This is a genomic window from Sandaracinus amylolyticus, from assembly GCF_000737325.1.
GTDB lineage: Bacteria > Myxococcota_A > Polyangia > Polyangiales > Sandaracinaceae > Sandaracinus > Sandaracinus amylolyticus.
In genome coordinates this window covers 8,164,211-8,188,507 of the sequence record NZ_CP011125.1, presented here as the reverse complement: position 1 = coordinate 8,188,507, position 24,297 = coordinate 8,164,211, and the positions used below count along the sequence as shown (strand labels likewise).

24 protein-coding genes are annotated in these 24,297 nt (G+C 71.7%); 16 read left to right on the top strand and 8 right to left on the bottom strand.

The features are described 5' to 3' along the window. The first annotated feature begins 23 nt into the window (after nt 1-23). From DB32_RS34525 to DB32_RS34490, 8 genes are all read left to right on the top strand, one after another. On the top strand, nt 24-2,462 hold the full coding sequence (locus tag DB32_RS34525) for a TonB family protein (RefSeq protein ID WP_053236921.1): 2,439 nt from the start codon (nt 24-26) through the stop codon (nt 2,460-2,462). Beyond that, a complete protein-coding gene (locus DB32_RS34520) occupies nt 2,462-3,403 on the top strand; it encodes a hypothetical protein (protein ID WP_053236920.1) in 942 nt (313 codons plus the stop codon). The genes DB32_RS34525 and DB32_RS34520 overlap by 1 nt, the downstream gene beginning before the upstream one ends. 180 nt (nt 3,404-3,583) lie before the next feature. Next, the gene (locus tag DB32_RS34515; protein WP_053236919.1) at nt 3,584-4,468 is read left to right on the top strand and encodes an STAS domain-containing protein; all 885 of its coding nucleotides are present in this window, start codon (nt 3,584-3,586) and stop codon (nt 4,466-4,468) included. Beyond that, entirely contained in the window at nt 4,465-5,145 is a 681-nt protein-coding gene (locus tag DB32_RS45895; protein ID WP_053236918.1) for an ATP-binding protein, read from the top strand. The genes DB32_RS34515 and DB32_RS45895 overlap by 4 nt, the downstream gene beginning before the upstream one ends. Beyond that, nucleotides 5,142-5,768 carry a PP2C family serine/threonine-protein phosphatase gene (locus DB32_RS48740; RefSeq protein ID WP_053236917.1) on the top strand — a complete coding sequence of 209 codons (627 nt, stop codon included), beginning with the start codon at nt 5,142-5,144 and terminating at the stop codon, nt 5,766-5,768. The genes DB32_RS45895 and DB32_RS48740 overlap by 4 nt, the downstream gene beginning before the upstream one ends. 2 nt (nt 5,769-5,770) lie before the next feature. After that, a complete protein-coding gene (locus tag DB32_RS48735) occupies nt 5,771-6,136 on the top strand; it encodes an STAS domain-containing protein (protein ID WP_053236916.1) in 366 nt (121 codons plus the stop codon). Next, nucleotides 6,133-6,525 (top strand): ATP-binding protein, encoded by a 393-nt coding sequence (locus tag DB32_RS34495; RefSeq protein WP_053236915.1) that lies wholly within the window; start codon nt 6,133-6,135, stop codon nt 6,523-6,525. Before DB32_RS48735 ends, DB32_RS34495 begins: the two co-directional genes overlap by 4 nt. Before the next feature lie 434 nt (nt 6,526-6,959). Continuing rightward, the gene (locus DB32_RS34490) at nt 6,960-7,235 is read left to right on the top strand and encodes a GlsB/YeaQ/YmgE family stress response membrane protein (protein WP_053239052.1); all 276 of its coding nucleotides are present in this window, start codon (nt 6,960-6,962) and stop codon (nt 7,233-7,235) included. Nucleotides 7,236-7,298: 63 nt separating this feature from the next. On the opposite strand, the gene DB32_RS34485 is transcribed toward DB32_RS34490, so the two are convergent. The 5 genes from DB32_RS34485 to DB32_RS34465 form a co-directional block, all read right to left on the bottom strand. Continuing rightward, nucleotides 7,299-7,532 (bottom strand): hypothetical protein, encoded by a 234-nt coding sequence (locus tag DB32_RS34485; RefSeq protein WP_053236914.1) that lies wholly within the window; start codon nt 7,530-7,532, stop codon nt 7,299-7,301. After that, the gene (locus DB32_RS34480) at nt 7,529-8,551 is read right to left on the bottom strand and encodes a DUF6585 family protein (RefSeq protein ID WP_053236913.1); all 1,023 of its coding nucleotides are present in this window, start codon (nt 8,549-8,551) and stop codon (nt 7,529-7,531) included. Before DB32_RS34480 ends, DB32_RS34485 begins: the two co-directional genes overlap by 4 nt. Before the next feature lie 62 nt (nt 8,552-8,613). Beyond that, nucleotides 8,614-9,342 carry a M15 family metallopeptidase gene (locus tag DB32_RS34475; protein ID WP_053236912.1) on the bottom strand — a complete coding sequence of 243 codons (729 nt, stop codon included), beginning with the start codon at nt 9,340-9,342 and terminating at the stop codon, nt 8,614-8,616. 50 nt (nt 9,343-9,392) lie between these two features. Continuing rightward, on the bottom strand, nt 9,393-10,892 hold the full coding sequence (locus DB32_RS34470) for a carboxypeptidase M32 (RefSeq protein ID WP_053236911.1): 1,500 nt from the start codon (nt 10,890-10,892) through the stop codon (nt 9,393-9,395). A 381-nt stretch (nt 10,893-11,273) separates the two neighbouring features. Continuing rightward, the gene (locus DB32_RS34465) at nt 11,274-11,774 is read right to left on the bottom strand and encodes a hypothetical protein (RefSeq protein ID WP_157069734.1); all 501 of its coding nucleotides are present in this window, start codon (nt 11,772-11,774) and stop codon (nt 11,274-11,276) included. A gap of 96 nt (nt 11,775-11,870) precedes the next feature. On the opposite strand from DB32_RS34465, the gene DB32_RS34460 reads away from it, so the two are divergent. Beyond that, a complete protein-coding gene (locus DB32_RS34460) occupies nt 11,871-12,338 on the top strand; it encodes a glutaredoxin family protein (RefSeq protein WP_053236909.1) in 468 nt (155 codons plus the stop codon). A 50-nt stretch (nt 12,339-12,388) separates the two neighbouring features. On the opposite strand, the gene DB32_RS34455 is transcribed toward DB32_RS34460, so the two are convergent. Next, nucleotides 12,389-13,579, bottom strand: a complete 1,191-nt coding sequence (locus DB32_RS34455) for an MxcI (protein WP_157069733.1) — start codon at nt 13,577-13,579, stop codon at nt 12,389-12,391. Nucleotides 13,580-13,802: 223 nt separating this feature from the next. On the opposite strand from DB32_RS34455, the gene DB32_RS34450 reads away from it, so the two are divergent. Together DB32_RS34450 and DB32_RS34445 are read left to right on the top strand one after the other, a co-directional pair. Continuing rightward, nucleotides 13,803-15,074, top strand: a complete 1,272-nt coding sequence (locus DB32_RS34450) for a hypothetical protein (protein WP_053236907.1) — start codon at nt 13,803-13,805, stop codon at nt 15,072-15,074. A 10-nt stretch (nt 15,075-15,084) separates the two neighbouring features. Beyond that, nucleotides 15,085-16,605 (top strand): PepSY-associated TM helix domain-containing protein, encoded by a 1,521-nt coding sequence (locus DB32_RS34445; protein WP_053236906.1) that lies wholly within the window; start codon nt 15,085-15,087, stop codon nt 16,603-16,605. An 8-nt stretch (nt 16,606-16,613) separates the two neighbouring features. Here the strand turns inward: DB32_RS34445 and DB32_RS34440 are convergent, their stop codons facing one another. Both DB32_RS34440 and DB32_RS34435 read right to left on the bottom strand, forming a co-directional pair. Next, nucleotides 16,614-16,877: a hypothetical protein gene (locus DB32_RS34440; protein WP_053236905.1), complete on the bottom strand. Its 264-nt coding sequence runs from the start codon at nt 16,875-16,877 to the stop codon at nt 16,614-16,616. Further along, on the bottom strand, nt 16,870-17,175 hold the full coding sequence (locus DB32_RS34435) for a hypothetical protein (RefSeq protein ID WP_053236904.1): 306 nt from the start codon (nt 17,173-17,175) through the stop codon (nt 16,870-16,872). The genes DB32_RS34440 and DB32_RS34435 overlap by 8 nt, the downstream gene beginning before the upstream one ends. A gap of 219 nt (nt 17,176-17,394) precedes the next feature. On the opposite strand from DB32_RS34435, the gene DB32_RS34430 reads away from it, so the two are divergent. From DB32_RS34430 to DB32_RS34410, 5 genes are all read left to right on the top strand, one after another. Beyond that, nucleotides 17,395-19,236, top strand: coding sequence for a hypothetical protein (locus DB32_RS34430; protein ID WP_157069732.1), 1,842 nt, complete (start codon nt 17,395-17,397; stop codon nt 19,234-19,236). Nucleotides 19,237-19,249: 13 nt separating this feature from the next. Then, entirely contained in the window at nt 19,250-19,747 is a 498-nt protein-coding gene (locus tag DB32_RS34425) for a DUF2505 family protein (RefSeq protein ID WP_053236902.1), read from the top strand. Nucleotides 19,748-19,876: 129 nt separating this feature from the next. After that, the gene (locus tag DB32_RS34420; protein ID WP_053236901.1) at nt 19,877-20,689 is read left to right on the top strand and encodes a hypothetical protein; all 813 of its coding nucleotides are present in this window, start codon (nt 19,877-19,879) and stop codon (nt 20,687-20,689) included. A 19-nt stretch (nt 20,690-20,708) separates the two neighbouring features. Further along, a complete protein-coding gene (locus DB32_RS34415; protein ID WP_053236900.1) occupies nt 20,709-22,718 on the top strand; it encodes a DUF1565 domain-containing protein in 2,010 nt (669 codons plus the stop codon). A gap of 160 nt (nt 22,719-22,878) precedes the next feature. Then, nucleotides 22,879-24,294 (top strand): hypothetical protein, encoded by a 1,416-nt coding sequence (locus DB32_RS34410; RefSeq protein WP_053236899.1) that lies wholly within the window; start codon nt 22,879-22,881, stop codon nt 24,292-24,294. The last annotated feature ends 3 nt before the right edge of the window (nt 24,295-24,297 follow it).

Genomic DNA, 24,297 nt, shown 5'->3' with positions numbered 1-24,297 from the left:
TCGCATCCGGATAGACAGCGGTCGTGCGCTTCGCTTCGGGAATCGTCCTCGCGCTGGCGATCGCGATCGCGCCGACGGTCGCGCGCGCTCAGGAGATCGGCCCGGGCACACCGCAGGAGGCGCCGCGCCCCGCGCTGACGCCACCGCGCTTGATCGAGTCCCCGCCCGTCGAGCTCCCCGAGGGCGCGGAGCCGCTGCCCCCGGAGGCGTCGGTCGAGCTGCTGATCACGATCGCCGCCGACGGATCGGTGGGCGACGCGCAGATCGCGACGCCGCTCCGCGAGGACGTCGACGCGCTGGTGCTCGAGGCCGCGCGCGGCATGCGCTTCGAGCCTGCGACGCGCGACGGTCAGCCCATCCCCGCGCGCATCCGCTTCCGCTATCGCATCAGCGTGCCCGAGCCCGCGCCTCCTCCCGCTCCGGTCGAGACGCCGACCCCGCCCGCGGAAGAGACGCCGACGCCCGAGGGCGAGACCACGCCTCCGCCAGAGGGCGAGGACACCGAGATCGTGCCGCCGCCGGAGGAAACGCCGACGTTCGGCGCGCGCGCGACCGTCGATCGCCCCGAGCCCGGCGCGACCACGCGCATCACGCTGACAGGCGCGGAGCTCAGCACCGTGCCCGGCACGTTCGGCGAGCCGCTGCGCGTCGTCGCGTCGCTGCCCGGCGTCTCGCGCTCGCCGTTCGGCATCGGCTTCTACGTCGTGCGCGGCGCGAACTTCAACAACACCGGGTTCATGATCGACGGCTTCCCGGTGCCGATCCTCTATCACTTCGGGTTCGGCCCCGCGGTGATCGCGAACGACTACGTCGAGCGGCTGCGCTTCTATCCCGGCAATTACCCGGTGGCGTACGGTCGGTTCAGCGGTGGCCTCATCGCCGTCGACACCACGCAGCCGGTGCCGCGCGAGATCCGCGCGGAGCTCTCGCTCGACGCGCTGCGCGCCGCGGTGGTGCTCGCGATGCCGTGGGACGGCGGGCGCGGCTCGGTGTCGCTCGCGTTCCGCCGCTCGTACTACGAGCTGCTGCTCCCGCTCTTCATCGACGGGCTCTCGCTCCAGTACACCGACTACCAGCTGCGCGCGCAGTATCGATTCGATCGCGGCTTCAGCGCGTCGGTGTTCCTCTTCGGCTCCGAGGACACGCTCGATCAGACCGGCGCGATCGGCGGCGGCGCGACGTCGGCGGGCTCGAACACCGCGATCACCATCAACTTCCAGCGCATCATCGCGCGCTTCGTCTGGCGCATCGGCGAGGGCTCGACGGTCACGCTCTCCGGCACCGTGGGCCGCGACGGGCAGTTCTTCGGCAGCGCGAACGTCGGCGAGGCGCGACAGCGCTTCGAGCTCGAGACGTTCAACACCGGCCTGCGCCTCGACATCGCTCTCAACGTCGCGCCGTGGCTCGGCTTCAACACCGGGCTCGATCTCGCGGGCTCGACCACGCAGGTCGACGTCACCGCGCCCGCGCCCTCCGGGCTCGGCGAGTACCCGCGACCGGTCTTCGATCCGCAGCTCATCCGGCTCACGTCGACGGCCGCGCGCGGCACGCCGGGCGCGTACGCCGAGGGCGTGCTGCGCTTCGATCCCGTCGAGGTGAGCCTCGGCGTGCGCATGGACGTGCTGCGCTACGGCAGCGTCACGACGGTCGCGCCCGATCCGCGCGTCGTCGCGCGCTGGCGCGTGCTGCCCGAGTGGCTGCTCAAGGCGGGCTCGGGGCTCTTCACGCAGCCGCCGATCGCGGTGCAGACGATCTCGACGGGCGGCAATCCCGGGCTCGGCCCGACGCGCTCGTGGCAGAACTCTGTCGGCACCGAGATCGATCTGCCCTTCGACATCGACGTCGAGGTGAACGGCTTCTACTCGCACATGTTCGACCTCGCGCGGTTCACGTCGGCGGTCGGGACCGGTCCCGACGGACAGCCGCGCCGCGAGTTCTTCCGCGCCGATCAGGAGGGCCGCGCGTACGGCCTCGAGGTGCTGATCCGCCGGCCCGTCACCGAGGGCTTCTACGCGTGGGTCTCGTACACGCTCTCGCGCAGCGAGCGGCGTCGCCTCGAGGGCTGGGAGCTCTTCAACCAGGACCAGGAGCACGTGCTCAACCTGGTCGCGAGCTACTACGTCGACGGCTGGCGCTTCGGCGGTCGATTCGTGCTCGCGAGCGGCCGCCCCATCGAGGACATCCGAGGCGGCGTGTACGACGCGGACGCGAACGACTACGACCCGACGTTCACCGGCACGACGAGCCGACTGCCGATCTATCACCAGCTCGATCTGCGCGTCGATCGCGACTTCAACATCGACAACGTGATCCGCGGCACTGTGTTCCTCGAGGTCCTGAACGTCTATTACGCCGAGAACGCCGAAGGCCTCGTCTATCAATACGACTACCAGCGCAGCGTCCCGCTGCCGGGCGTTCCGATCCTCGGCACGCTCGGGATCCGCGCCGCCTACGACCCGTGATGCGTGCCAGTCTCCGACTCCGATGCTCGATCCTGGCGCTCGCGCTGCTCGCGACGGCGTGCACGGAGAGCCTCGACTCCCCGACGATCGTCCGCACGCCGCGCATCCTCGCGATCGCCGGCGAGCCGCCCGAGGCCGCGCCGGGCGAGGACCTGCTCGTCGACGCGATGATCTCGATCCCCGAGGACGTCGCGCGCCCGCTCGCGCTGCGCTGGCTCTCGTGCATCGACGCCCAAGAGGTGCTGCGCGCGAGCGGCTTCCGCGAGATCGAGCTGCCCGGCACGCCCGAGTGCGACGAGCAGATGCTGCCCGAGGGTGAGCCCTACGTCGTGCGCGGCGAGCGCACCGCGGAGCTCGTCGACACGCTGCGCGCGCTCGCGGCCGCGGGCGGGTTCGACCTGACGACGTTCGAGACGCTGCTCGCGACGACCGGGCTCGCGTTCTTCGTCGACGTCCAGGTGCTCGATGCGAACGGCGAGGTCGTCGTCGCGGGCTTCAAGCGCGTCGCGATGACGACGCGCGAGACGCCGACGACCAACCCGCCGCCGCCGACGTTCCTCTTCGGCACGACGATGATCACGGGGACCGGCGATCCGTTCGACTTCACGTGCGCCGCCGCGGACGGCGTGGTGCCCACGGTCGAGCCGGGCGCAGAGATCGAGCTCGTGCCGGTGCTGCCGCCCGGTCTCGACGAAGAGCCCTGGCTCGAGACCTTTCCGATCTTCGACTTCACCGGCGGCCTCGCCACTGCTCGCGAGAACGCGTACTACACGTGGCTCGCCACCGCGGGTGGGATCTCGGAGTTCACGACGCGACCGCCCGAGCGCGCGAGCGAGTGGACCGCGCCCGACGAAGAGGGCCCGCAGGCGCTCTGGCTCGTGGTGCGCGACGGTCATCTCGGCGCGAGCGCGTGCCGCCTCGACGTCGTCGTCGCGCGCTGATCACGCACCTCCTGCGCGACGCACCCCATCGCCACCGCGGCGGACTGGCGAGGCTCTTGCCATTCGAGCGCTGCAGTCGAGTCGCGCGGCGAGATCGCGCGTGATTCGAGCGCGCGTACTGCAGATACGAAACGCGCGCTTTGCAGTGCTGAAAGAAGCCGACAGTGCGGAGGTGCGTGGATGGAAGTGGATCGGTGGATCGAGGAGCACATCGACGTCGTGCTCGATCACTACGCGACGCTGCGTCGAACCGAGCACGCCGATCCGCGACCGCCCGAGCTGATCAAGAAGCTCATGGAGCCGACCGTCCGTCAGCTGGTCTCGTCGCTGCGCGGTGAGTCGCAGTGGGGCGGCTTCATCGAGGAGCTCGTCACGCGCGTGCTCGCGGCGAAGCAGGCGACAGCGGCGAGCGTGTCGGAAGCGGCGCGCGTGATGTACCAGGCGGTCCAGCTCGCGTGGCGCGATGCGCCCGAGGTGCCGCACGAGCAGTGGAAGCTCGCTGTCTGCGAGCAGATGCTCCTCGCGAGCGAGCACGTCGCGTTCAGCCTCGACATGCACCTCGGCGCGCGCATCCGCGAGCGCAACGACGCGCTCGCCGCACAGGAGCGCCTGCAGCAAGAGGTCATCGACGCGCAGCAGGCCGCGATCCGCGAGCTGTCGACGCCGATCATCCCGCTGCTCGATCGCATCATCGTCATGCCCATCGTCGGCAGCGTCGACACGCGGCGCGCGCGCGACATCCTGCGCGCGCTCCTCGCCGGTATCCGCGAGCACCGCGCGCAGGTCGTGATCCTCGACGTCACCGGCGTCGCGGTGATCGACACCAGCGTCGCGAACCACCTCACGAAGGCGATCGGCGCCGCGCGGCTCAAGGGCGCGCGTCCGATCGTGACGGGGCTCTCGGACGCAGCCGCGGAGACCATCGTCGAGATGGGCATCGACTGGAGCGGCATCGAGACGCTCAGCGATCTGCAGACCGGGCTCGGGCTCGCGCTCTCGCTCGTCGGCTTCGAGCTGCGCCGCCGCGAGGGCGTCGCCGAGGCGCGCGACGCGCGGCTGTCGTGATCTCGTCCGGCACGGCGAGCGGTCGCTCCTTCGAGCAGGTGGTGCGCGGCATCCTCGCGGCGCACCTCGGGCCGATCCACGCCGACACCGTCGTGATGAGCGCGGCGCGCCACCTCGGGATGCGGCCGGGCGAGCTCACCGAGCGCGATCGCGATGCGCTCGCGACCGCGCTCGCGCGCCCGCTGCGTCTCTATCTCGACGAGACGAAGGTCCGCATCGTCCAGCGCGAGGTCACGAGCGCGCGCATCGCCGAGCGCGGAGTGATGGTCGCGGACGAGGACGCGCCGCTGCGCCCGGTCGAGGCGCGCATCCGCGTCGAGGACGACGTGATCCGCGCGCGCGCCGAGGCGCGCGATCTCGCGGCGCGCGTCGGCTTCGATCCCGTCGACGCGATCAAGATCGCGACCGTGGTGTCCGAGCTCGCGCGCAACATCGTGATGTACGCGGGCACCGGCACGATCTCGGTGCGTCCGCTCGTCGGTGCGCGCGGCGTGGAGATCGAGTCGGTCGACAACGGGCCGGGCATCCCCGATCTCGATGCGATCCTCGGCGGACGTTATCGCTCGCGCAAAGGGCTCGGGCTCGGGATCGCGGGGAGCAAGCGCCTGCTCGACGCGATGGACGTGCAGACGGGCCCGACGGGCACGCGCATCGTCGGCCGCAAGAGGGTGCCTTGAGCGAGCGCCTCGGCAGCGACGCGCGCGCGTCGGGCAGCATCGCGCGCTTCGAGATCGCGGGGCAGGCGCGCGCGCTGCGCGGCGTCGAGCGTTGTGGCGACGCGTGGGCCGCGATGCCCGCGGGTGAAGCCGGCGTGGTGCTCGCGGTCGCCGACGGAGTGGGCCACGGCGATGCGGCGCACGCGGCCAGCACGCGCGCGCTCGCGCTGGTGCGCACGCTGATCGCCGAGGACGCGGCGCGCGCGCTCACCGACGTGATCGCGCGCTGTCATCGCGACGCGCTCGGGAGCGTCGGGCTCGCGCTGCTCGTGCTGCGCGCCGGGCCGAGCGGGGTCGAGCTCTGCGGCGTCGGCAACGTCGAGGTGCGATCGTGGCCGGCGCGCGAGAGCCGCGGCGTCTCGTACGCGGGCACGGTGGGATATCGATATCGCACCACGCGCGCGTTCACCTCGACGCTGGAGCGCGGCGACGTGCTCGCGCTCACGACCGACGGAGTGCGATCCACGTTCGCGCTCTCGCGCCCCGGGGCCTCTCTCCCGGCGTACGTCGAGTCCGCGCTCGACGCGCACGCGCGCGAGCACGACGACGCGACGATGGTCGTCGTCCGCCACGCAGAGGACTGACCGTGTCCACGCACATCAAGAAGCTCGAGGATCTGCTCCTCGTGAACGTGCCCGCGGACCTCGCCGACACGCAGATCCTCGGGCTGCGCCGCGCGATCCTCGCGGGCATCGAGCGCGAGCGCCCGCGCTGGCTCCTCCTCGACTTCTCCGAGGTCGAGATCTGCGACTCGTTCTTCGGGCGCTTCGTCGAGACGATGGTCTCGATGGCGCGCCTCATGGGCATGCGCGTCGTCGTGTGTGGCCTCTCCGACGCGGTCGTGGAGACGATGGTCGAGATGGGCTTCGAGCTCCCCGACGTGACCAGCTTGCTCGACATCGACGACGCGCTCGCGTACACGCGCCGCGTGCGCGCCGCACAGCCGCGGTGACCACGATCGTCGCGGTGCGGAGCGACGCGGATCGTGTGCTCGCGGTGCACCGCGCGCGGGAGCTCGCTCGCGCGCTCGCGTGGGACGATCGCGATCGCGGTGCGTTCGAGACGATCGTGCTCGAGCTCTCGCAGAACCTGATCGACCACGGGGGCGGCGGGGAGATCCACCTGCGCAGGTGCGACGAGCGCGGCCTCGAGGTGGTCGCGATCGATCGCGGTCGCGGGATCGCGCGGCTCGGCGATGCGCTGCGCGGCGGCGTGTCCCCGCGCGCCGGGCTCGGCGAAGGGCTCGCGGCGGTGCGACGGCTCGGCCACGAGCTGCGCGTCACCACGCACCCGTCGCGCGGCACCGTCGTCTTGGCGCGCCGCTGGGCGCGCGCTCGGTGAGCGTCAGAACGTCGCGCGCACCGCGATGCCGGTGGGCGTGACGTGCAGCGACGCGCTCGGCGCAGCCTCTTCGTTCTCGTCGCCGTCCGACGGCGACGGCATCTACACCGCGACCGCGCGTACACCGCGGCTGGCCGGCGACGCTCGATCCCGTGTGCTTCGGCACCTGCGCTCCCTGCCCGTGAGCTGATCCCGCTCTGCCCGCGGCGAGGCGTGCTCGCGGCGAGTTGCGCGACTGCCTCGACGCATCGCGCCTCGACTCTGCCGTGGGCCTCGCCGCATCTGCGACATTCGGCCCCGCCTCCCACGGAATCCCCGCCTTTTTCGGCCAGAACCGGCGGTCCGCGACGTCGGCAACGGGATTGCTCTATCCGGGGTGACGTTCGCGATTGGGCGCGGCGTCGATCCGCTGCATCGCAGTGTGGGAGAACGTCATGTTGGTCACGATCATCGGTTGGGTTCTGTTCGGCCTCGTCGTCGGTCTGATCGCGCGCGCGATCATGCCCGGCAAGCAGGGCATGGGCCTCATCGCCACCACGCTCCTCGGCGTCGTGGGCTCGTTCATCGGCGGCTTCATCGGGAACCTGGTGACCGGTCGCGACGCGCTCGCGATGAACCCCGCGGGCTTCATCGGCGCTGTGCTGGGCGCGCTGCTCGTCCTGTTCCTCGTCGGAATGGTCGGCCGGCGGACCTATCACCGCACGGCCTGACGCAGCCCTTCGTAGATCGCAGTGATCGCAGCGCGCGACCTCGCGAGGTCGCGCGCGCTGCGCTCACGGGCAGGCGAACTGGAGCGGACAGCTCTCGAGGACGAGCACCTCTCCACCGCACTGCGCCGCCATCTCACGGCACTGCGCGAGGTTCTCCTCGGTGATGCACGCATCGCCCGCGTGGTACCCGGCGCACGCGTCGTCGCTCGGCGAGCCGTCGCTCGACTGCGCCGGCGGCGCGGACGAGCCGCAGCCGATCGCGAGCAGCGCGATCGCGATCATCGGGAGCGCCCTCATCGGAAGCGCACTCCGGTCTGCTCCTCGAGCACGACGAGGAACACCTGGAAGTCCGTCAGCGCCGCGACGGGGAAGCGATAGACACCCTCGCTCTTGAAGAGGCCCTCTTTGGCGCCCTTCTTCTTGATCACGAGCATGCCCTGCTCGAAGTGGATGTCCTGCGTCTCCTCGATACGGATCTGCTCGGAGCGCCCGCTCGCGCCGATCTCGAGGAAGCCCTTCCCGATCCCGATCCAGTCGCGGCCGCACGCGAACCGCGCGATGCCCTGCTGCGCGATCATGCGATCGAAGTGCTGGATCCGGTGCGCCGACCACGCGCTCTCCGCGGCGAACGCGAAGTGCACGGGATCGGTCGGCTCGAGCGCGCCGTCGTCGCGGAACTGACCGGCGATGCGGAACGCGATCTTCCCGTTCGCGTCGCGCCACGTGTAATCGAAGTTCGTGCCGGTGTAGACGCCGTTCACGAAGTGACGGATGCGCTGCACCTTGAGCTCGCTCGCGTCGTCGAAGCGGAAGACCTCGTGCTTCGGCCCGAAGAGCAGCCCGCGCGTGTAGCGCATGAGGCCCTGCTTGCCGACGAACGTCGCCTGCGGGCGGCGCAGGAACCACACGATCGCGACGAGCAGCGCGGTGCCGAAGAGCGCGCCGCCGAGCCCGAGCAGCGCCGTCAGCGCGCCCTCGAATTGCACCACGACGAAGAAGCCGAGCTGCAGCGCGAGGTCGCGCACGAGCTGCGCGAAGATCGCGCCCGCGATGCCGCCGAAGATGAACCCCAGCACACCCGCGGCGATGCGCTGGTTGCGCTGGATCTTCGTCGCGCGATGCCAGCCGTGCTTCGTGCGGTTGGTGCACGCCGAGAGCACCGGCCCGATCGCGGGCTCGACCGGCACGAGGAAGTCGTCCTCGGGGTGCCCCGCGGTCCGATCGTGCCGCATCCACGCGGGCTCGACCGGCTGACGATAGGGGCCCGGCGTTCCCTGCGGCCCGAACTGCTGCTCGAACGACGGCGACGGCTGCATGACGACGAGTCTACGCGGGCTCGCCCGCGCCCGTCCCCGGTCACATCACGCGGACGGACGCGTCACTGCGCGACGATGCGATCGGGGTCGCCGAGGAACTCGAAGTGCATCGTGTCCCGCAGCTCGTCGTCGCCGAGCCAGTAGAACCCGAAGCGCTGGAACTGGCGCACCCAGCACTCGGGCATCGCCATGCGCTGGAAGATGTCGTCCGTCTCGAGGCGACACAGCGGATGGTCGGGCCACGGCGCGACGCACCCGCAGCACGAGTTGCGCTGCGGATCGACGTCGAGCGCGATGCCGTAGACGTGATTGCTGACTTCGCCGTTGTGGTAGGTGTTGCGATCGCGGATGCCGCTGAGGCGCACCGGCGTGTACGGCGTCGCGGTGCACGACTCCGCGATCGCCTGCTCGGCGCAGCGCACCGCGGGGATCACGCGCTCGTGGAGGCGCACCGGCAGGCCGAACACGCGGATGCCGCGCGCGTAGTGGAGCGGCGGGCGCGGGTTCCACTCGCTGCGCCCGAAGCCCTCGAAGAACCCGTAGCGCTGGGTGCGCACGCGGATCGCTTCCTGCGCGAGGCGGCGCCGCTCGCGCTGCTCCTCGGGCGACATGCGGGCCTTCACCACCCAGTTGCCGCGGATGAGGCCCGCCTCGGGCTGCTGCTCGTTGCAGCGCAGCGGCGCTTCTGCCGCGGAAGCCGCCTCCTGCGCACCGCTCGGCGTCGCCACCAACCATCCCGTGATCGCCGCCGCCACCGCCGCCGCGATCACCCCGCGCACGCTCGTCCGCATCTCACCTCACCCGGTCGCGTCGTGACTCGTACACGGCCCCGGGCCGCGTGTCACGTCCGCTTCACGCCGTAGATCGCGCCCTGACGGCCCCACAGGTACGCCAGCAGATCCTCGACGTGATCGCGATCGCCCACCGCAGCGCGCACGATCTCCGGCGCCTCGAGCACGTGCCCCTGCGCGTGCACCTTCTCGCGCAGCCACGCGAGGATCGGCGCGAAGTCACCGCGCTCCACGCGCGCCCAGAGATCGGGGATCGCCTGCTGCATCGCGGCGCCGAAGCTCGCCGCGTAGAGGTTGCCGAGCGTGTAGCTCGGGAAGTAGCCGAACGCCGCGCCCGACCAGTGCACGTCCTGCAGCACACCGCGCGCGTCGTCGGGCGGCGTGATGCCGAGGTACTCGCGGTACTTCGTGTTCCACGCGCTCGGTAGATCCTTCACGGCGAGCGTGCCCTCGAACAGCGCGAGCTCGATCTCGAAGCGGATGACGACGTGCAGGTTGTAGGTGACCTCGTCGGCCTGCACGCGGATGAGCCCGCGCTCGACGCGATTGCTCGCGCGGTAGATCGCGTCCGGGCTCTGTGCCTTCTCGGGGAAGTGCTTCTTCACCACGCCCGCGAGCCACGTCGCGAAGGGCTTGCTGCGCCCGACGTAGTTCTCCCAGAAGCGGCTCTGCGACTCGTGCAGGCCGTAGCTCGCGGCCTCGCGCACCGTCGTGCCGGTGTGCGCGACCGGCAGGCCCTGCTCGTAGAGCGCGTGACCGGTCTCGTGGATCGTGCCGCCGAGCCCGCTCAGCAGATCGTTCGCGTCGAGATGCGCCGTGATGCGCACGTCGCCCGGGCCCTGACCCGTGGAGAACGGATGCTCGCTCGGATCGAGACGGCCTCCGTCGAAGTCGTAGCCGAGCGCCGCCGCGACCTCGCGCGAGAGCGCCCACTGCTTCGTCTCGTCCCATCCGCCGCCGAGCTCGGGCTGCTGCGGCTGCGCGCTGATCGCCTCGATCAGCGGCACGAGCCCTTCGCGCAGCCGCGCGAACATCGAGCGCAGGCTCTCGACCGACGTGCCGGGGTCGTACTGCTCGAGCAGGACCTCGTACGGATGACGCTTCTCGTCGATCGTCTCCGCGCGACGCCGTGACAGATCGAGCAGCGTCTGCAGCACCGGCGCGAAGCGCGCGAAGTCCGCGTTCTTCTTCGCCTCGATCCACGCCTGGAAGCCCTCGCTTCGCGCGCGCGCGAGCTTGTCGACGAGCTCCGCGGGGACGCGCTTCTCGCGGCGATAGGTGCGACCGAGGTTGCGCAGGCACGCGCTGCGGATCGGATCGCTCGCGGTCGCGCGGTCACCCTCGAGCAGCTCGATCCAGCGACCGATGCGCGCGTCGGTGGTGCGCTCGTGGTGCAGCCGGGAGAGCAGCGCGAGCTGCGCGCCGCGGAGCTCCGCGGCCTTCTTCGGCATGTACGTCTGCTCGTCCCAACCGAGCACGCCCATCACGCCGTCGAGCGTCTCGATCTCGGTGAGGTGCGCGACGAGCGCGCTCCACTCGCTGGGCTGCAAAGGTCGACCTCCGGGAGAGCGATCCTCTTAGCGCCGCGCCGCTCGCGAGAGAAGCGCGAAATCGGCGACGGCGAGAGAGAACGCCTAGTCCTGCGAGGCGCTGAAAAGAGAGCGAGGCAGAAAAAAGAACCGCCCCGTCTCGTTCGAGAGCGGGGCGGTCCAGAAAAAGTGGGCGGCTCGTGGGCTGGGGGGGGACGCCTTCACGAGCCGCCGCACCTTCACGCTAGAGCCAGGTTCGTGCCAGGGGTCGCTGTCGCGAAATCACGAGGTTTTCGTCTCGTCGATGTCGCGCATATTTCAGATCTGCAATTTCAGATCTGCAATGCGCATTGCGGGCGTCCGCAGCGAGATGACCGCGATGCGCGTCCCCTGTGCATGGGCTCAGTCACCACTGCTGGGCGGGCGCGTTCCGTTGAACGCCTGCGTGTTCTGGCAGGTGTTGTACATCCCGCACTCGGCGAGCCCGTTCGTCTGCGCGAACCACGTGAGCGTCCCCTCGAGCACGTCGCCGTCGAGGTCGGCGTCGAGGTCGACGATGAACGTGTAGGCGCACGAGCCCGTGGTGCCAGCGTTGCCGGTCAGGCGCGCGTCGATGTGGCTGCCGTCGACGCTCCCGACGAACTGCCGCGAGCCGACCACGACGTCGAGGTACGCGCCCGCGAGACCTTCGACGTTCACCGTCACCGCGTCGCCGTCCTGCGTCACCGCGATGGTCGTGCCGGTGACCGTGTCTCCCTCTTCCCAGTTGTCGAGCATGCAGCCGTTGGGGCCGTTCGTGAGGTTGATCGTGTACGTGCCCGCGACGTTCTCGGGGTCGTTGCCGCAGCTCGCGATCGTCAGGCCCAGGAGCGTCGAGAGAAGCACAAGACGGTGCGGTTTCATCGCTACCTCCGGGCGCGAGGGTAGCTCGCCTGACGCAGTGCGTCGCGCCGCGCACCCATCTCGACGTGCTCTCGGCATCGTGTCAGTCTCACCGCCGTGAGCCCAGGGCCCTCGGCGGGAAGGCGCAGCCCCGCGATCTGGATCGGTGTCGCGCTCGTCGCGATCGGCGGTGTGATCGTCAGCGCAGCGGCAGCGACCCGAGGCGGTCGCGGACACACCGACCCGGTGGCGATCGCGCCCGAGGCCGACGCGCATGCGGCCCACGAAGCGCACGAGGCTCACGCGGTGCCCGCGACGCTCGCCGACGCGAGCCGCGTGGTCTCCATCGAGATGTACAGCGCGGCGTGGTGCCAGGCGTGCAGCCGCGCGAAGGCGTGGATGCGCGACCAGGGCATCACGTACCACGAGGTCGACGTCGATCGCCGCGCGGGCGCGCTCGCGCAGCTGCAGATGCTGAACCCGCGCCGCAGCCTTCCGACGTTCGACGTCGACGGCCAGGTGCTCGTCGGGTTCGAAGAGGCGCGCCTGCGCGCCGCGATCGACGACGCCGCGCGTCGCCGCTGAAGCGCTCCGCGACGCGCTGCGTGCATCGCGGAGCGTCCTCGTCGCGCGCGTCAGTCGCCGAGCTGCACGAGCTGATACGCCCAGCCGGGGATCGTGAAGCGCAGCGTCGGCGCGCCCTCCGGTCCGATCTCGTACGCCGACGTCGAGCCGTAGTCGTCGGTCGGCAGGAGCACGATGGTGCGATCGCCGTCGACGCGGAACGCGTAGTAGCCGCCCGAGAAGAGACCGATCTCGTCGATCGGCGCGGCGCTCCACGACGTGGTGTCGACGCGCCAGAGCCGCCACGCGGTCGCGACCGCGGCCTGGCCCGGAGCGACGTCGTCGGGGAGCTCCTCGGTGTGCAGCACCGCGACGAGGCCGACGCCGTCGGCGAGGTAGCGGAACGCGGCGGTCGGGCGATCGCCGACGAGCGTCGAGAGATCGCGCGTCCACGTCGAGTCGATCTCGTCGCGGTCCGCGGGCACGCGCACGACGCAAGGACGCGGCGCGCTCTCTTCGAAGTGCGGCGCGGCGGCGCTGAACACCCAGTTGCTGAAGTACGCGTTGCCGTCCTCGTCGACGCTCGCGACGTCGAGCCCGGGGCAGGGCGCTTCGAGGACCGCGCGTGCCTCGCCGCTCGCGCCGTCGACCACCGCGATCTGCGACGCGGGCGCGAAGCGGTAGTAGTCGTCGTCCGAGAAGTAGTGCGGGTGGAGCACGCGATCGCCGCGCGTGATCGCGGCGCGATCGAAGCTCGCGCGCACCGCGAGCCCGTCGCGTGCCTCGTCGACGCCTTCGAGCTCGACGACGCCGATCGCCTCGAGCGTCGCGGGATCCCACGCGACGCGCTGCACGTCGTCGATCGCCATGAACGCGCGCGAGGTGCCGGCGAACACGTTGCGATAGAGCGCGCCGCGCGCGCCGTAGTCGAGGAAGCTGATGCGCCCGCTCTCGGCGAACGTGCCCTGGTCGTCCGCGGAGTAGCGCGTCAGCGTGGGCGACTCGCCGTCGCCGACGAAGAGCATGCGGTCGACGCCGCCGATCGTCGCCCAGCCCGCGAACTCGCGCGCGCTCGCGAGGTCGACGTCGCCTGCGTCGAGCGTGTCGAGGAAGACGACGTAGGTCGTCGTCCCTTCGTCGCCGAAGATCGTGCTCGCGACCGCGTACTGCGCGTCGAGCGCGGGCGGCTCGCCACCGTCGTCACCGCCGCACGCCGCGAGCGCGAGCGCGCCGATCACCACCACCGCTCGTCGTGTCCGCACTGTCGATCTCCTCATGCTGGAAGACCGCGAAGATGGGTGTCGTGAGAACGATTGTCAAAGTCGTTATCGGCGCTTGCGCCGGATTTTCGAATGATTTCGTGAGCCGAACCGACCCAGGTTGAGCTCTCGGGCCCCGCGAGGCCGCAAACGAGGATGCAACACCATCCTGGTCCTTGAACAATGCCACGAGAATGATAGTGACTCTCACCCCTGAGAGGATCTCATGCCGTATCCCGCTTCGCTCCGAACCTTCCTCGCCTCGCTCCTCGCGCTCACGCTCGTCGCGTGCGGTGACGACGACTCCCCAGCCGACGACACCGACGCGGGCACGCAGCCCGACGCGGGCGCCATCGACGCGGCGCTCGCCGACGCCTCCGAGCCCGTCGAAGATCCGCTCTTCGTCCTCCACTCGGCCGTGCAGAGCACCGAGGGCCGCACGAACTACTTCACCGCGGTGAGCTCGCTCGCGGAGGTCGCGGACATCGACTACTCGTCGTCGATCGAGCTGCCCGGTCGCGCGCGTCTGTACGCCGAGCCCGGCATCGGCTTCTTCGCGATCGGCGATGGCGAGGACACCAGCGTCACGCGCTACACGCTGAACGACGACGGCACGTTCGAAGAGGGCGCGCGCCTCTCGTTCCAGCCCTTCGGCGTGACGTCGATGGGCGCGCAGGCCGTGCTCTTCGTCAGCCCGACGCGCGCTTACTACAAGGACGCCGGGCAGGCGCAGATCATCGTGTGGAACCCGACCTCGATGGAGGTCGACGAGGTGATCGAGCTGCCCGCGGAGCTGATCCGCGACGGACGCGTGACCGGGTTCAGCGCGTGGGCGAGCCGGCCCGGCGAGGCGTACTTCGCGGTGGGCTGGACCACGCTGGAGTACGACCGCGTCGACGCGGGCAGCGCGCTCGTGCGCATCGACACGACGACGAACGCCTTCACCGTCACGAACGACTCGCGCTGCCGCGATCTCAACAAGACCGGCGTGGTCGGTGACTCGCTCTACTTCTTCAGCGGCGTGATCAACGGCTTCGGCCACGCGGTCTATCCCGACGACGGCGGCCAGCAGGACTGCATGCTGCGCGTGCTCCCGGGCCAGAACGTGTTCGACGCCAGCTACGCCGGGACGATCTCGAGCGCGCTGGGCGAGGACGAGATCGGCACCGTGATCGCGGTGACGGGCGACGGTCGCGCGTGGGCGCAGGTCGTCGACACGACCGTCGCGCCGAGCACGCCGGGCTCGACCTACAACGAGTGGTACGCGGCGGGCTGGCGCTGGGTGAGCCTCGATCTCGCGACGGTCGGCGACCTCGTGCGCATCGCGGGCGAGCCGGGCGCGTACAGCGGGTTCACCGTGGTCGACGGCACGCGCTTCTTCGTGTCGCAGACCGAGGCGGACTACTCGGAGACGACGCTCCTCGATCTGAGCAGCGGGACGCCGGCGCCGGGCATCACGTTCCCGGGCTTCGCGCTCGACGTCGCCCGCGCGCGCTGAGGCACGCGCAGTGAAGCTCCCTCGTCACGCGTTCCAGACGTACTGGGACGTGCACGCGTGGTCGGGCGCGATCGCGGCGATCGTGCTGAGCGCGATGTTCTTCGCGGGCGTGTTCGCGCTCTTCCACGAAGAGATCGCGCTCTGGCAGGAGACGCGCGCGCATCACGCGCCGGGCACGACGTGTCGCGACGCGTCGCTCGAGCCGCTCGTCGCGCGCGCGCTCGAGGACGCGCCCTTCGCGGCGCGCAACGCGTTCGTCACGCTGCACGAGGGAGCGTGCGCGCCGATCACGATCGACCTGAGAGGCGCGGAGGCGCAGCAGCGTCGCATCGTGATCGGCGACGTGCGGAGCGGTGAGGTGCTCGACGAGCGATCGAACGTCGCGACGTTCCTCTTCTACTTCCACTTCCTCTATCACCCCGACGTCGCGTGGGGCATGTACGTCGCGGGGCTGCTCGGGCTCGTGCTGCTGCTCGCGATCGTGAGCGGCGTGCTGATCCACCTGAAGGACCTCGCGCGGCAGCTGCATCGTTATCGCGACGACGCGCACGGCGTGCGGGTGCTGTTCTCGGATCTGCACAAGGTGCTCGGCGTGATGGGGCTGCCGTTCCAGACGATGGTCGCGCTCACCGGCACGATCATCTGCTTCGCGGCCCCGCTCGCGCGCGCGTGGCAAGGGCCGGTGTTCGCGAACGATCCGAACGCGGCGCTCTACACGTTCTTCGACATCGATCGTGCGCCGCCGCCGAGCGACGTCGCGGGGCCACGGCTGCCGATCGACGAGCTCGTCGCGCGCGCGCGCGCCGCGCTGCCGGAGATGGAAGCGGAGTCGGTGCGCATCGTGAGCCCCGGCGACGCGAGCTCGTCGATCGAGGTCAGGGGGCCGGTGCACGGCGTGCTCTTCGGCCAAGCGCGCGTGCGCGTGCGGGCGAGCGACGGCGAGGTGCTCCGCGTCTCGGTGCTCGATCGCGCGCGCGCGACGCACGTGCTGATGCGCTGGGTGTACGGGCTGCACTACGCGTACGCCGGCGGCGCGGTCACGAGGCTGCTCTACGCGCTGCTCGGGATCGCGGGCTGCGCGACGCTGCTGAGCGGGAACTGGATCTGGCTCGCGCGTCGCGATCGCAAGCGAGAGCATCGCGGCAATCGCGTGCTCGCGCGGCTCACGCTCGGCGTGGGGCTCGGGATCGCGAACGCGGTCGCGGCGATGTTCCTCGCGAGCCGCGTGCTGCCGATGTCGCTCGCGTGGCACGTCGAGGGCGAGGTCGCGGCGTTCGTGCTGGTGTGGATCGCCGTGACGATCGCCGCGTTCGTCGCGCGCGACGAGGCGCGGTGCGCGATCGCGACGTTGGTCGCGGCGGGCGCGACGTTCCTGCTCGTGCCGATCGTGAGCATCGCGGTCACGCCGCTGCATCTGCTCGCGGCACCGACGTCGGTGGTCGCGGCGGTCGACGTCGGGCTCGCGGCGTGCGGCGCGTTGTTGCTCGGGTGCGCGGCGCTGGTGCGACGCGGCGCGCGCCGCGCGCGGTAGGCGCGCGCTCAGCCGCGTGCTGCGACCGCGAGCGCGAGCGCGGCGGTCGAGACGGCGAGCGCGAGCGCGGCGCGCCACACGCGCGCGTCGAGGAAGACGAGCGACGCGCCGGTGACCCAGAGCGGGACCGTCGCGCCGAAGCCGATCGCGAGGCGCACGTCCTCCGGCGCCGGCACGAACAGCGCGAGCACGATGCCCGCGAGCACCGCGGCGGGCAGCGGGCCGATCACCGCGAGCAGCGCGCGGAGCGAGGCGAGGACCCGCTCACGCATCGAAGCGCTCCGCGATGATCGCGCCGAGCGCGACGACGACCGCGACCACGCTCGAGAGCACGCGCGAGCGAGGCGCGATGCGCGACGCGATCGGCACGACGCTCGCGGCGACCGTCCACGCGAGCGTCGCGATCAGCGCGCCTTCGGCGAGATCGTCGGGCGACGCGACGCGCGCGGCTGCGACGACCAGCGCGGCGCTCGTGATCCGCATCGCGGTGCGGCGCCGTGGCTCGGTCGTCCCGGCGTGGAGGGCGGTGTAGGAGAGCCACGCGAGGGCGGCGCCGGCGAGCTCGGACATCGTGTTTTCCCTTCGAGAACAGCAGGTTCGGCGCGAGGATGAGAGTTGTTCTCGGTTGTCTGCGGAGCTAGCAGGCGCGCTCGGGAGCGTCCAGGCGCGAGGACTGCGCGGCGCTCGGTTCCGACCGCCATGTCGGCTCGACCCGGCCACGCGACGTCGCGCCGGGCGCGGCGCGGCGCGTAGATGCGCGCGGCACATCGCGTGCTGAGCGCGCGTCGCATGCACGTCCGTTCGATCGTCGTCGTGCTCGCGCTCGCGTCGCACGCGGTCGCGAGCTCACCCGCGCGCGCCGACACCTATCGCGTCGGGCCTTCGCGCTCGTACCGGCAGCTCTCCGAGCTGCCCGCGCTCGCGCCGGGCGACGTCGTCGAGGTCGATGGTGGCGCGATCTACGAGCCCGCGTCGTTCGAGACGCCCGGCGCCGACGGTGCGCCGATCGTGCTGCGCGGGATCCCGGCGTCGTCCGGCGAGCTGCCGGTGCTCGAAGGCGGCGACAACACGCTCGAGCTCGCCGCCGATCATTATCTCGTCGAGGGCTTCGAGATCCGCGGCGGCACGCGCCGCTGCGTGTTCGTGCACGCGCACGATCTCACGCTGCGCAACCTGCGCATCCACGACTGCGTGAACCACGGCATCGAGGGCGGCGGCGGCGGAGGCGGCGACCTGACGCTCGAATTCGTCGAGGTCTATCGGAGCGGCGAGGGCACGCAGCACCACCAGATCTACGTGTCGAGCGACACCACGCAGCACCCGGGGTCGGTGTTCCGGATGCGCTTCTGTTACGTCCACGACGGGCGCGGCGGGAACAACGTGAAGAGCCGATCGGAGCGCAACGAGATCCACTTCAACTGGATCGAGGGCGCGCTCTATCACGAGCTCGAATTGATCGGTCCGGACCCCGACGACGCGGGTGTCGACGAGGACGACGCGATCGAGAACAGCGACGTCGTCGGGAACGTGCTCGTGAAGGGCGGCGGTCACTCCGGCGGATGGATCACGCGCATCGGCGGCGATGGCACCGGACAGACGTGGGGGCGCTATCGCTTCGTGAACAACACGATGGTGCTCGCGAGCGACTCGAGCGGCGTGTTCCGCGTCTTCACCGGCCTCGACTCGCTCGAGGCGCACGGCAACCTGATCGTGTCGCGCGGCGCGAGCACCGCGCGCGTGGTGCGTGACGTCGAAGCGGAGTGGCTCTCGGGCACGGCGCAGCTGCACGGCTCGAACAACTGGGTCATGGACGGGCTCGGGTTCGTGCCGACGAGCTGGACGGGCACGCTCCGCGGGAGCGATCCCGGGCTCGAGTCGCTCGCGGAGAACGACCTCCGGCCGCGCGAAGGAAGCGCGCTGATCGATGCAGCGATCCGCGCGCCTACGAGCCCGGCGGGCTTCGCGTTCCCGGGGCCGCTCGCGGTGCCCACGCATCACCCGGGGATGCGCGCGCACGTCGCGCCGGGCGCGGAGGTGTCGCGGCCCGACGTGGGCGATCTCGACATCGGCGCGTTCGAGCACGGCGCCGGGCCGCCCGTGATGACGCCCGACGCGGGGACGATGTCGATGCCCGACGCCGGCAGCGCGTGCGTGCCCTCGTGCGGCGCGCGCGAGTGCGGGACCGACGGCTGCGGCGGGACGTGCGGGCGCTGCGGGCCGCGCGAGGCGTGCAGCAGCGCGGGCACGTGCGAGTGCGACGACGGCGCGAGCGCGTGCGGCGGCGCGTGTGTGGACACGCGCTCGAGCCCCGATCACTGCGGCGGGTGCGACGTCGCGTGCGAGGCCGACGAGGTGTGCGCGGCGGGCGCGTGCGCGAGCGAGTGCGGTGGATCGCTCGTCGCGTGTGATCGCGCGTGCGTCGACACCACGCGCGATCGCGCGAACTGCGGCGCATGCGGGAACGCCTGCGACGGCGCGTGCGAGGACGGCGCGTGCGTCGTGACCGGGCGCGTCGAGGGCGGCTGCGGATGTCGCGCGGTCGGCGCGACGTCGGGCGCGCGCGCCGGGTGGATCGTCGTCGTGCTCGCCGGATGGCTCTGGGCGCGACGCGCGGCTCGGAGGCGTCTATGACTCGTCCGGAGAGATGCAGATCCGGATCCGACATCGGTTCGAGGGCGCGACGCGCGAGCAGGTCGAGGCGCTCTACCTCGTCGACGACGACTTCAACCGCGAGGCGTTCGAGCGCATCCAGTACGAGCGCAGCGTCGTCGAGCTCCGACGGGACGGCGATCACCTGAAGCGCGTGCTGCGCGTGCGTGCGCGAGGTGCGGTGCCGGCGCCGCTGCAGGCGCTGGTGCCGGCCGGCGGGTTCCACTTCGACGAGCACACCGAGTACGACTTCGCGCGGCACCGCGGGACGTGGAAGACGGTGCCCGGCGTGCTCCACGAGCGCGTGCGTGCGTCGGGCACGTTCGAGATCGTCGACGTCGAGGGCGGTGCCGAGATCCGGTTCGACGGCGAGACGAAGGCGTCGCTGCCGCTGATCGGTCGCGCCGCCGAGCGCTTCGCGCTCAGCACGGCCGAGGCGAGCCACGCCGCGCTCGCCGCGGCGGCGCGCGAGCGCCTGGCGAAGACGAGCTGAAAGACACCGGCTCGCCCGCCGTTCCCTCCCGTCCGCGCGCTTCGCGCGCCCGTTCGGGACCGGCAAAAAAGAAAATCTGCGACGAGCGGAGCGCCTTCGCGTCCTCGGGGCGAAGGAGGTTCCTCTCACATGTGTAGCAAGCTCGTCGTCTCGTCGGTCCTCGCGCTCCTCGCGCTCTCGATCTCGGCCTGCGGCAACGACTCGATGTCTCCCCCACCCGGTATGTGCGGCAGCCCGGGCCGCGACGGACGCAGCGACTGCAGCGGCGTCACGACGTGCAACGCGGGCCAGTACTGCGACGACTCGGGGGTCGCGACGTGCACGCCGGGGTGCACCAGCGACTCGAACTGCGGTCCCAACGAGTTTTGCGCGCGCCCGGTCGGCGAGGCGATCGGCGCGTGCCAGTCGTGCCCCGTCTGCGGCAACGGCTCGTGTGAGAGCGGCGAGACCGCGAGCTCCTGCGCGTCGGACTGCACGGGCGGCCCGCAGTGCGGCAACGGATCGTGCGAGCCGGGCGAGAGCGCGGCGTCGTGCGCGTCCGACTGCGCGAGCGCGCCGGTCTGCGGCGACGGTCTCTGCGAGCCCGGCGAGGGCGCGTGCGCCGCGGACTGCGGCGTCGGTCCGCGGTGCGGCAACGGCGTGTGCGAAGCGGGCGAGAGCGCGGCGTCGTGTCCGCCCGACTGCGCGATCGGTCCGGTGTGCGGCGACGGAGTGTGCGAGCCGGGCGAAGCGTGCCCCGGCGACTGCACCGACGTGACGCTCGCGGAGTGTCTCGAGCACTGCGACGCGTACAACTTCTTCGAGTGCTTCGCGCCCGGCGGGCTCCAGACGTGCCGCGATCTCTGCGACGCGGCCTCGATGGCGAGCCGCGAGCAGTTCGACTCGTGCGCGTCGACGCGCGCGGTGTCGTGCGACGAGTCGTGCTTCGAATTCCTGCAGTGACGCGGCGTATCCTGCGGGGATGACGCGCCTCGGACTCGCGCTCGCGCTCCTCTCGCTCGCGGCGTGCGAAGCGTCGTCGCGCGATCCCGACGCCGCGACGCCTCCACCCGACGGCGGCACGACGAGCGGCCCCGCGGCTCCCGCGCTGCCCTCGCTCACTCCGTGTCCCGCGGGGTGGAGCGAGCGCGCGCTCGAGCCGGGCGGGCCGCTCGTCTGTGATCCGCCGAGCGATGCGTGTCCCGACGCGACGGTGCGCTGGCCCGGCGCGACCGAGTGCACGCCGGTGGGCGCGCCGTGTCCGAGCGGCGCGTGGCCCGACGATCTCGCGGCCGACGCGATCCACGTCGACGCGAGCGCGACCGCGCCGGGAGACGGGTCGCGCGACGCACCGTTCGCGACCATCGCCGATGCGCTCGCGGTCGCGTCGAGCGGCGACGTGATCGCGATCGCGGCGGGCACCTACTCGGGCGTGGTCGCGCCGATGGTCGACGTCGAGATCCGCGGCGTGTGCAGCGCGCGCGTGACGCTCACGCACGTCGCGGGCGGCGGCGCGACGCAGGTGGTCGGCGTGCGCGAGGGGCGCGCGATCGCGCTGCGCGACGTCACCGTGCAGAGCGCGGATCTCATGGCGATCGCGGTGCGTGGCGCGCTCACGCTGCGCGGGGTGCGCGTCTCGGGCGCGGGCGTCAGCGTCGCAGTGCTCGGCGCCGGTGCGCGGCTCGATGCGCGCGAGCTGCACGTGCCGCACACGTCGAGCGACGCCGACGGGCGCGCCGGGCGCGGCGTGGATCTCGAGGCGGGCAGCACCGGCACGATCGAGCGCGTGATCGTCGAGGACGGCGGCGACAGCGGGATCGCGGTGGTGCACGAGGGCGGGTCGCTGATCGCGCGCGACGTCGCGGTGATCGGCACGCGTGGCAACGGCAGCGGCGCGTTCGGCAACGGCATCGGCGTGTTCGACGGCGCGACGCTGATGATCGAGCGCGCGGTCGTGCGCGACGTGCGCGAGGCCGGGCTGATCGTGTCGATCGGGAGCGCGACGGTGCGCGACGTGGTGATCGACGGAGTCGCGAGCGAGCCCACGCAGAGCAACGGGTACGGCGTGCTCGTGCGCGACGGGCGTCTCGACGCGGATCGCGTGCGGGTCACGGGCGCGCGGCGCTCCGGGATGCTCGCCGCGCGTGGCGCGACGATTGCGGCGCGCGACGTCGTCGTGCACGACGTCGTCGCGGACGACGCTGGGTTCGCGGTCGGGATCGGCGTGGTCGGCGGCCGTCTCGAGCTGGCGCGCGCGTACCTCGCGCGGCTCGCGGTGTATGGCCTGTCGATCCTCGAGCACGAGGCCTCCAGCGCGAGCGGCGACGTGGAGGACGTCACGATCCGCGACGTCGCCGTGGGCGCGGAGGACATCGGGTTCGGCGTCCTCGTCAGCCGCTCGACCGCGACCGTGTCGCGCCTCGATCTCCGCGGCGCGCGCGTCCTCGGCGTCGACGTGATGGGCGAGGGCGCGATGCTGACCCTCGAGGACGCGCGCATCGAAGAGATCGACGCGACGAGCACGTTCGACTTCGGGCGCGCGATCGAGGTCGACGTCGGCGGGCACGCGATCGTGCGGCGCGCGCGCTTCGCGGGGACGCGCGAGAGCGCGGCGGCCAGCTACGAGGCGGGCTCGCGGCTCGAGCTCGTCGACGTCGAGGTGAGCGACGTGCGCGAGCGGGCGTGCGCAGCGACGACGTGCTCGGGCCAGCCCGGCGGGGTCGGCGTGGTCGCGCTCGGCGGGGGCGCGGTGCGCGGCGAAGCGCTGCGGATCGCGGGCGCGCCGCTGTGCGGCGTCATGGTCGCGTTCGACGGCGCGCTCGATCTGCGCGGCGGTGAGATCCGCGGGTGCAGCGTGGGCGCGTGCCTTCAGGTCGAGGGCTACGACGTGGCGCGCGTGACCGACGGCGTGCGCTACGAGGAGAACGACGTGAACGTCGACTTCACCGGATTTCCCGCGCCGATGAGCGCATCCGCGCCGCCTCCGCTCTGACGCGCGAAAAAAAAGCCGGCTCGCCCGCCGTTCCCTGCCGTCCGCGCGCTTCGCGCGCTCCCGTCCGGGACCTGCGGGACGAGCACTCCAGCAAAAAAAATCGCGACGAGCGCGAGTGACGCACGTCCTCGGGGCGAGCCCACCGAGGAGGTCGTTCCCGATGTCGTTCCCGATCCGTCGTCCCGTCGCGCGCACGTTGTCCGTGATCGCGCTCTCGTTCGTCCTCGCCGCCTGCGGCGCGCGCCTCGTGCCGCTGACGCCGCAGCGCGCCGTGCTCTTCTCGTCGTCGTTCGAGCAAGAAGCGGTGCGCGCCGCGATCATCCGCGCGCTCGCCGCGAGCGACTACGTCGCGGAGAGCGAGGAGCCCGGCCGCATCGTCGCGCGCTACGAGCGGCGCGGCGTGATCCTGCGCGTCGAGATCCACTACGACGCGACGCGCTACGAGATCGTCTACCTCGACAGCGCCGGGCTCTCGCAGCAGACGCGCCCCGATGGTCAGGTGATGATCAGCGCGAACTATCAGCGCCGCATGCAGCAGCTGACGTCGCGCATCGACGACGAGGTCGGGCGACCGGAGCGCGAGGCGCGCGAGGCCGCGGAGCGCACCGAGCGCGAAGCGCGCGAGGCCCAGCAGCGCCAGCGCGATCACGAGCTCGCCGTGCTCGAGGCGCAGCGCCAGCGCGAGCAGGACGCGCGTGATGCCGAGGCGCGCGAGCGCGATCGCACGCGCGAGGCGGAGCTCGAGCGCGAGCGGCTGCGCACGCGGCGCGCCGAAGCGGAGGCGGAGGCGCGTCGTCCGGTGATCGTCGGCGAGAGCGGCGGGCGCTCGGTCGCGCGGCTGCGCTTCTCGCGCGAGAGCATGGTCGATCCCGGCTACGGCACCGTGCGGATCACCGGGTCGCTCGGTCACGGCGGGATGGCGTACGACGGAGTCGCGGGTGGGGATCGCTCGGCGCGTCAGATGCGCTTCCCCGACTACTGCCGCGGGTTCTTCGCGGACGCGCCCTCGCACGTGCTGCAGGTCGACGCGACGATGGGCTACCTGCGCGTCGAGGCCGCGAGCGCGGGTGACACCACGCTCGCGCTGGTGAGCGCGGACGGCAGCGTGTGGTGCGACGACGACGGCGCGGGCGGGCTCAACCCGCGCATCGAGGGCGAGCTCCCGCCGGGCGTCTACTACGTGTGGGTCGGCAGCTACCGGCAGAGCGAGCGCGCGCCGTATCGGCTCGCGGTCTACGACACCGGCGCGAGCGCCGGCGCGGTGGTCGCGGTCGCGCCGCCGCGGCGCGAGGCGATGAGCGGCGCGCGCTTCCGCGGTCTGCTCGACGACTTCCGCGCGGTGCCGGTCTACGCGCAGCAGCCCGGTGTCGCCGCCGGCTACGTGCGCGCGGGCAACACGTTCACGTGCGCGCAGATCGCGGAGATGGTGCAGGCGACGTACGTCTACGCGCTGGAGGTCGACGTCGCGGCTGCGCTCTGGGAGGGCGTGGTCGACCCCGAGAACGCGCACCTGATCACGGCGGCGTTCCGCATCTACGCGAACGGCCCGGAGTTCCGCGCGCGCATCGGGCTCTGAGCC

Coding starts and splice junctions, on each gene's coding strand:
- DB32_RS34520 (WP_053236920.1), top strand. CDS start 2,462: ATGCGTGCCAGTCTCCGACTCCGATGCTCGATCCTGGCGCTCGCGCTG.
- DB32_RS34515 (WP_053236919.1), top strand. CDS start 3,584: ATGGAAGTGGATCGGTGGATCGAGGAGCACATCGACGTCGTGCTCGAT.
- DB32_RS34490 (WP_053239052.1), top strand. CDS start 6,960: ATGTTGGTCACGATCATCGGTTGGGTTCTGTTCGGCCTCGTCGTCGGT.
- DB32_RS34485 (WP_053236914.1), bottom strand. CDS start 7,532: ATGAGGGCGCTCCCGATGATCGCGATCGCGCTGCTCGCGATCGGCTGC.
- DB32_RS34480 (WP_053236913.1), bottom strand. CDS start 8,551: ATGCAGCCGTCGCCGTCGTTCGAGCAGCAGTTCGGGCCGCAGGGAACG.
- DB32_RS34475 (WP_053236912.1), bottom strand. CDS start 9,342: ATGCGGACGAGCGTGCGCGGGGTGATCGCGGCGGCGGTGGCGGCGGCG.
- DB32_RS34465 (WP_157069734.1), bottom strand. CDS start 11,774: ATGAAACCGCACCGTCTTGTGCTTCTCTCGACGCTCCTGGGCCTGACG.
- DB32_RS34450 (WP_053236907.1), top strand. CDS start 13,803: ATGCCGTATCCCGCTTCGCTCCGAACCTTCCTCGCCTCGCTCCTCGCG.
- DB32_RS34440 (WP_053236905.1), bottom strand. CDS start 16,877: ATGCGTGAGCGGGTCCTCGCCTCGCTCCGCGCGCTGCTCGCGGTGATC.
- DB32_RS34435 (WP_053236904.1), bottom strand. CDS start 17,175: ATGTCCGAGCTCGCCGGCGCCGCCCTCGCGTGGCTCTCCTACACCGCC.
- DB32_RS34430 (WP_157069732.1), top strand. CDS start 17,395: ATGCACGTCCGTTCGATCGTCGTCGTGCTCGCGCTCGCGTCGCACGCG.
- DB32_RS34425 (WP_053236902.1), top strand. CDS start 19,250: ATGCAGATCCGGATCCGACATCGGTTCGAGGGCGCGACGCGCGAGCAG.
- DB32_RS34420 (WP_053236901.1), top strand. CDS start 19,877: ATGTGTAGCAAGCTCGTCGTCTCGTCGGTCCTCGCGCTCCTCGCGCTC.
- DB32_RS34415 (WP_053236900.1), top strand. CDS start 20,709: ATGACGCGCCTCGGACTCGCGCTCGCGCTCCTCTCGCTCGCGGCGTGC.
- DB32_RS34410 (WP_053236899.1), top strand. CDS start 22,879: ATGTCGTTCCCGATCCGTCGTCCCGTCGCGCGCACGTTGTCCGTGATC.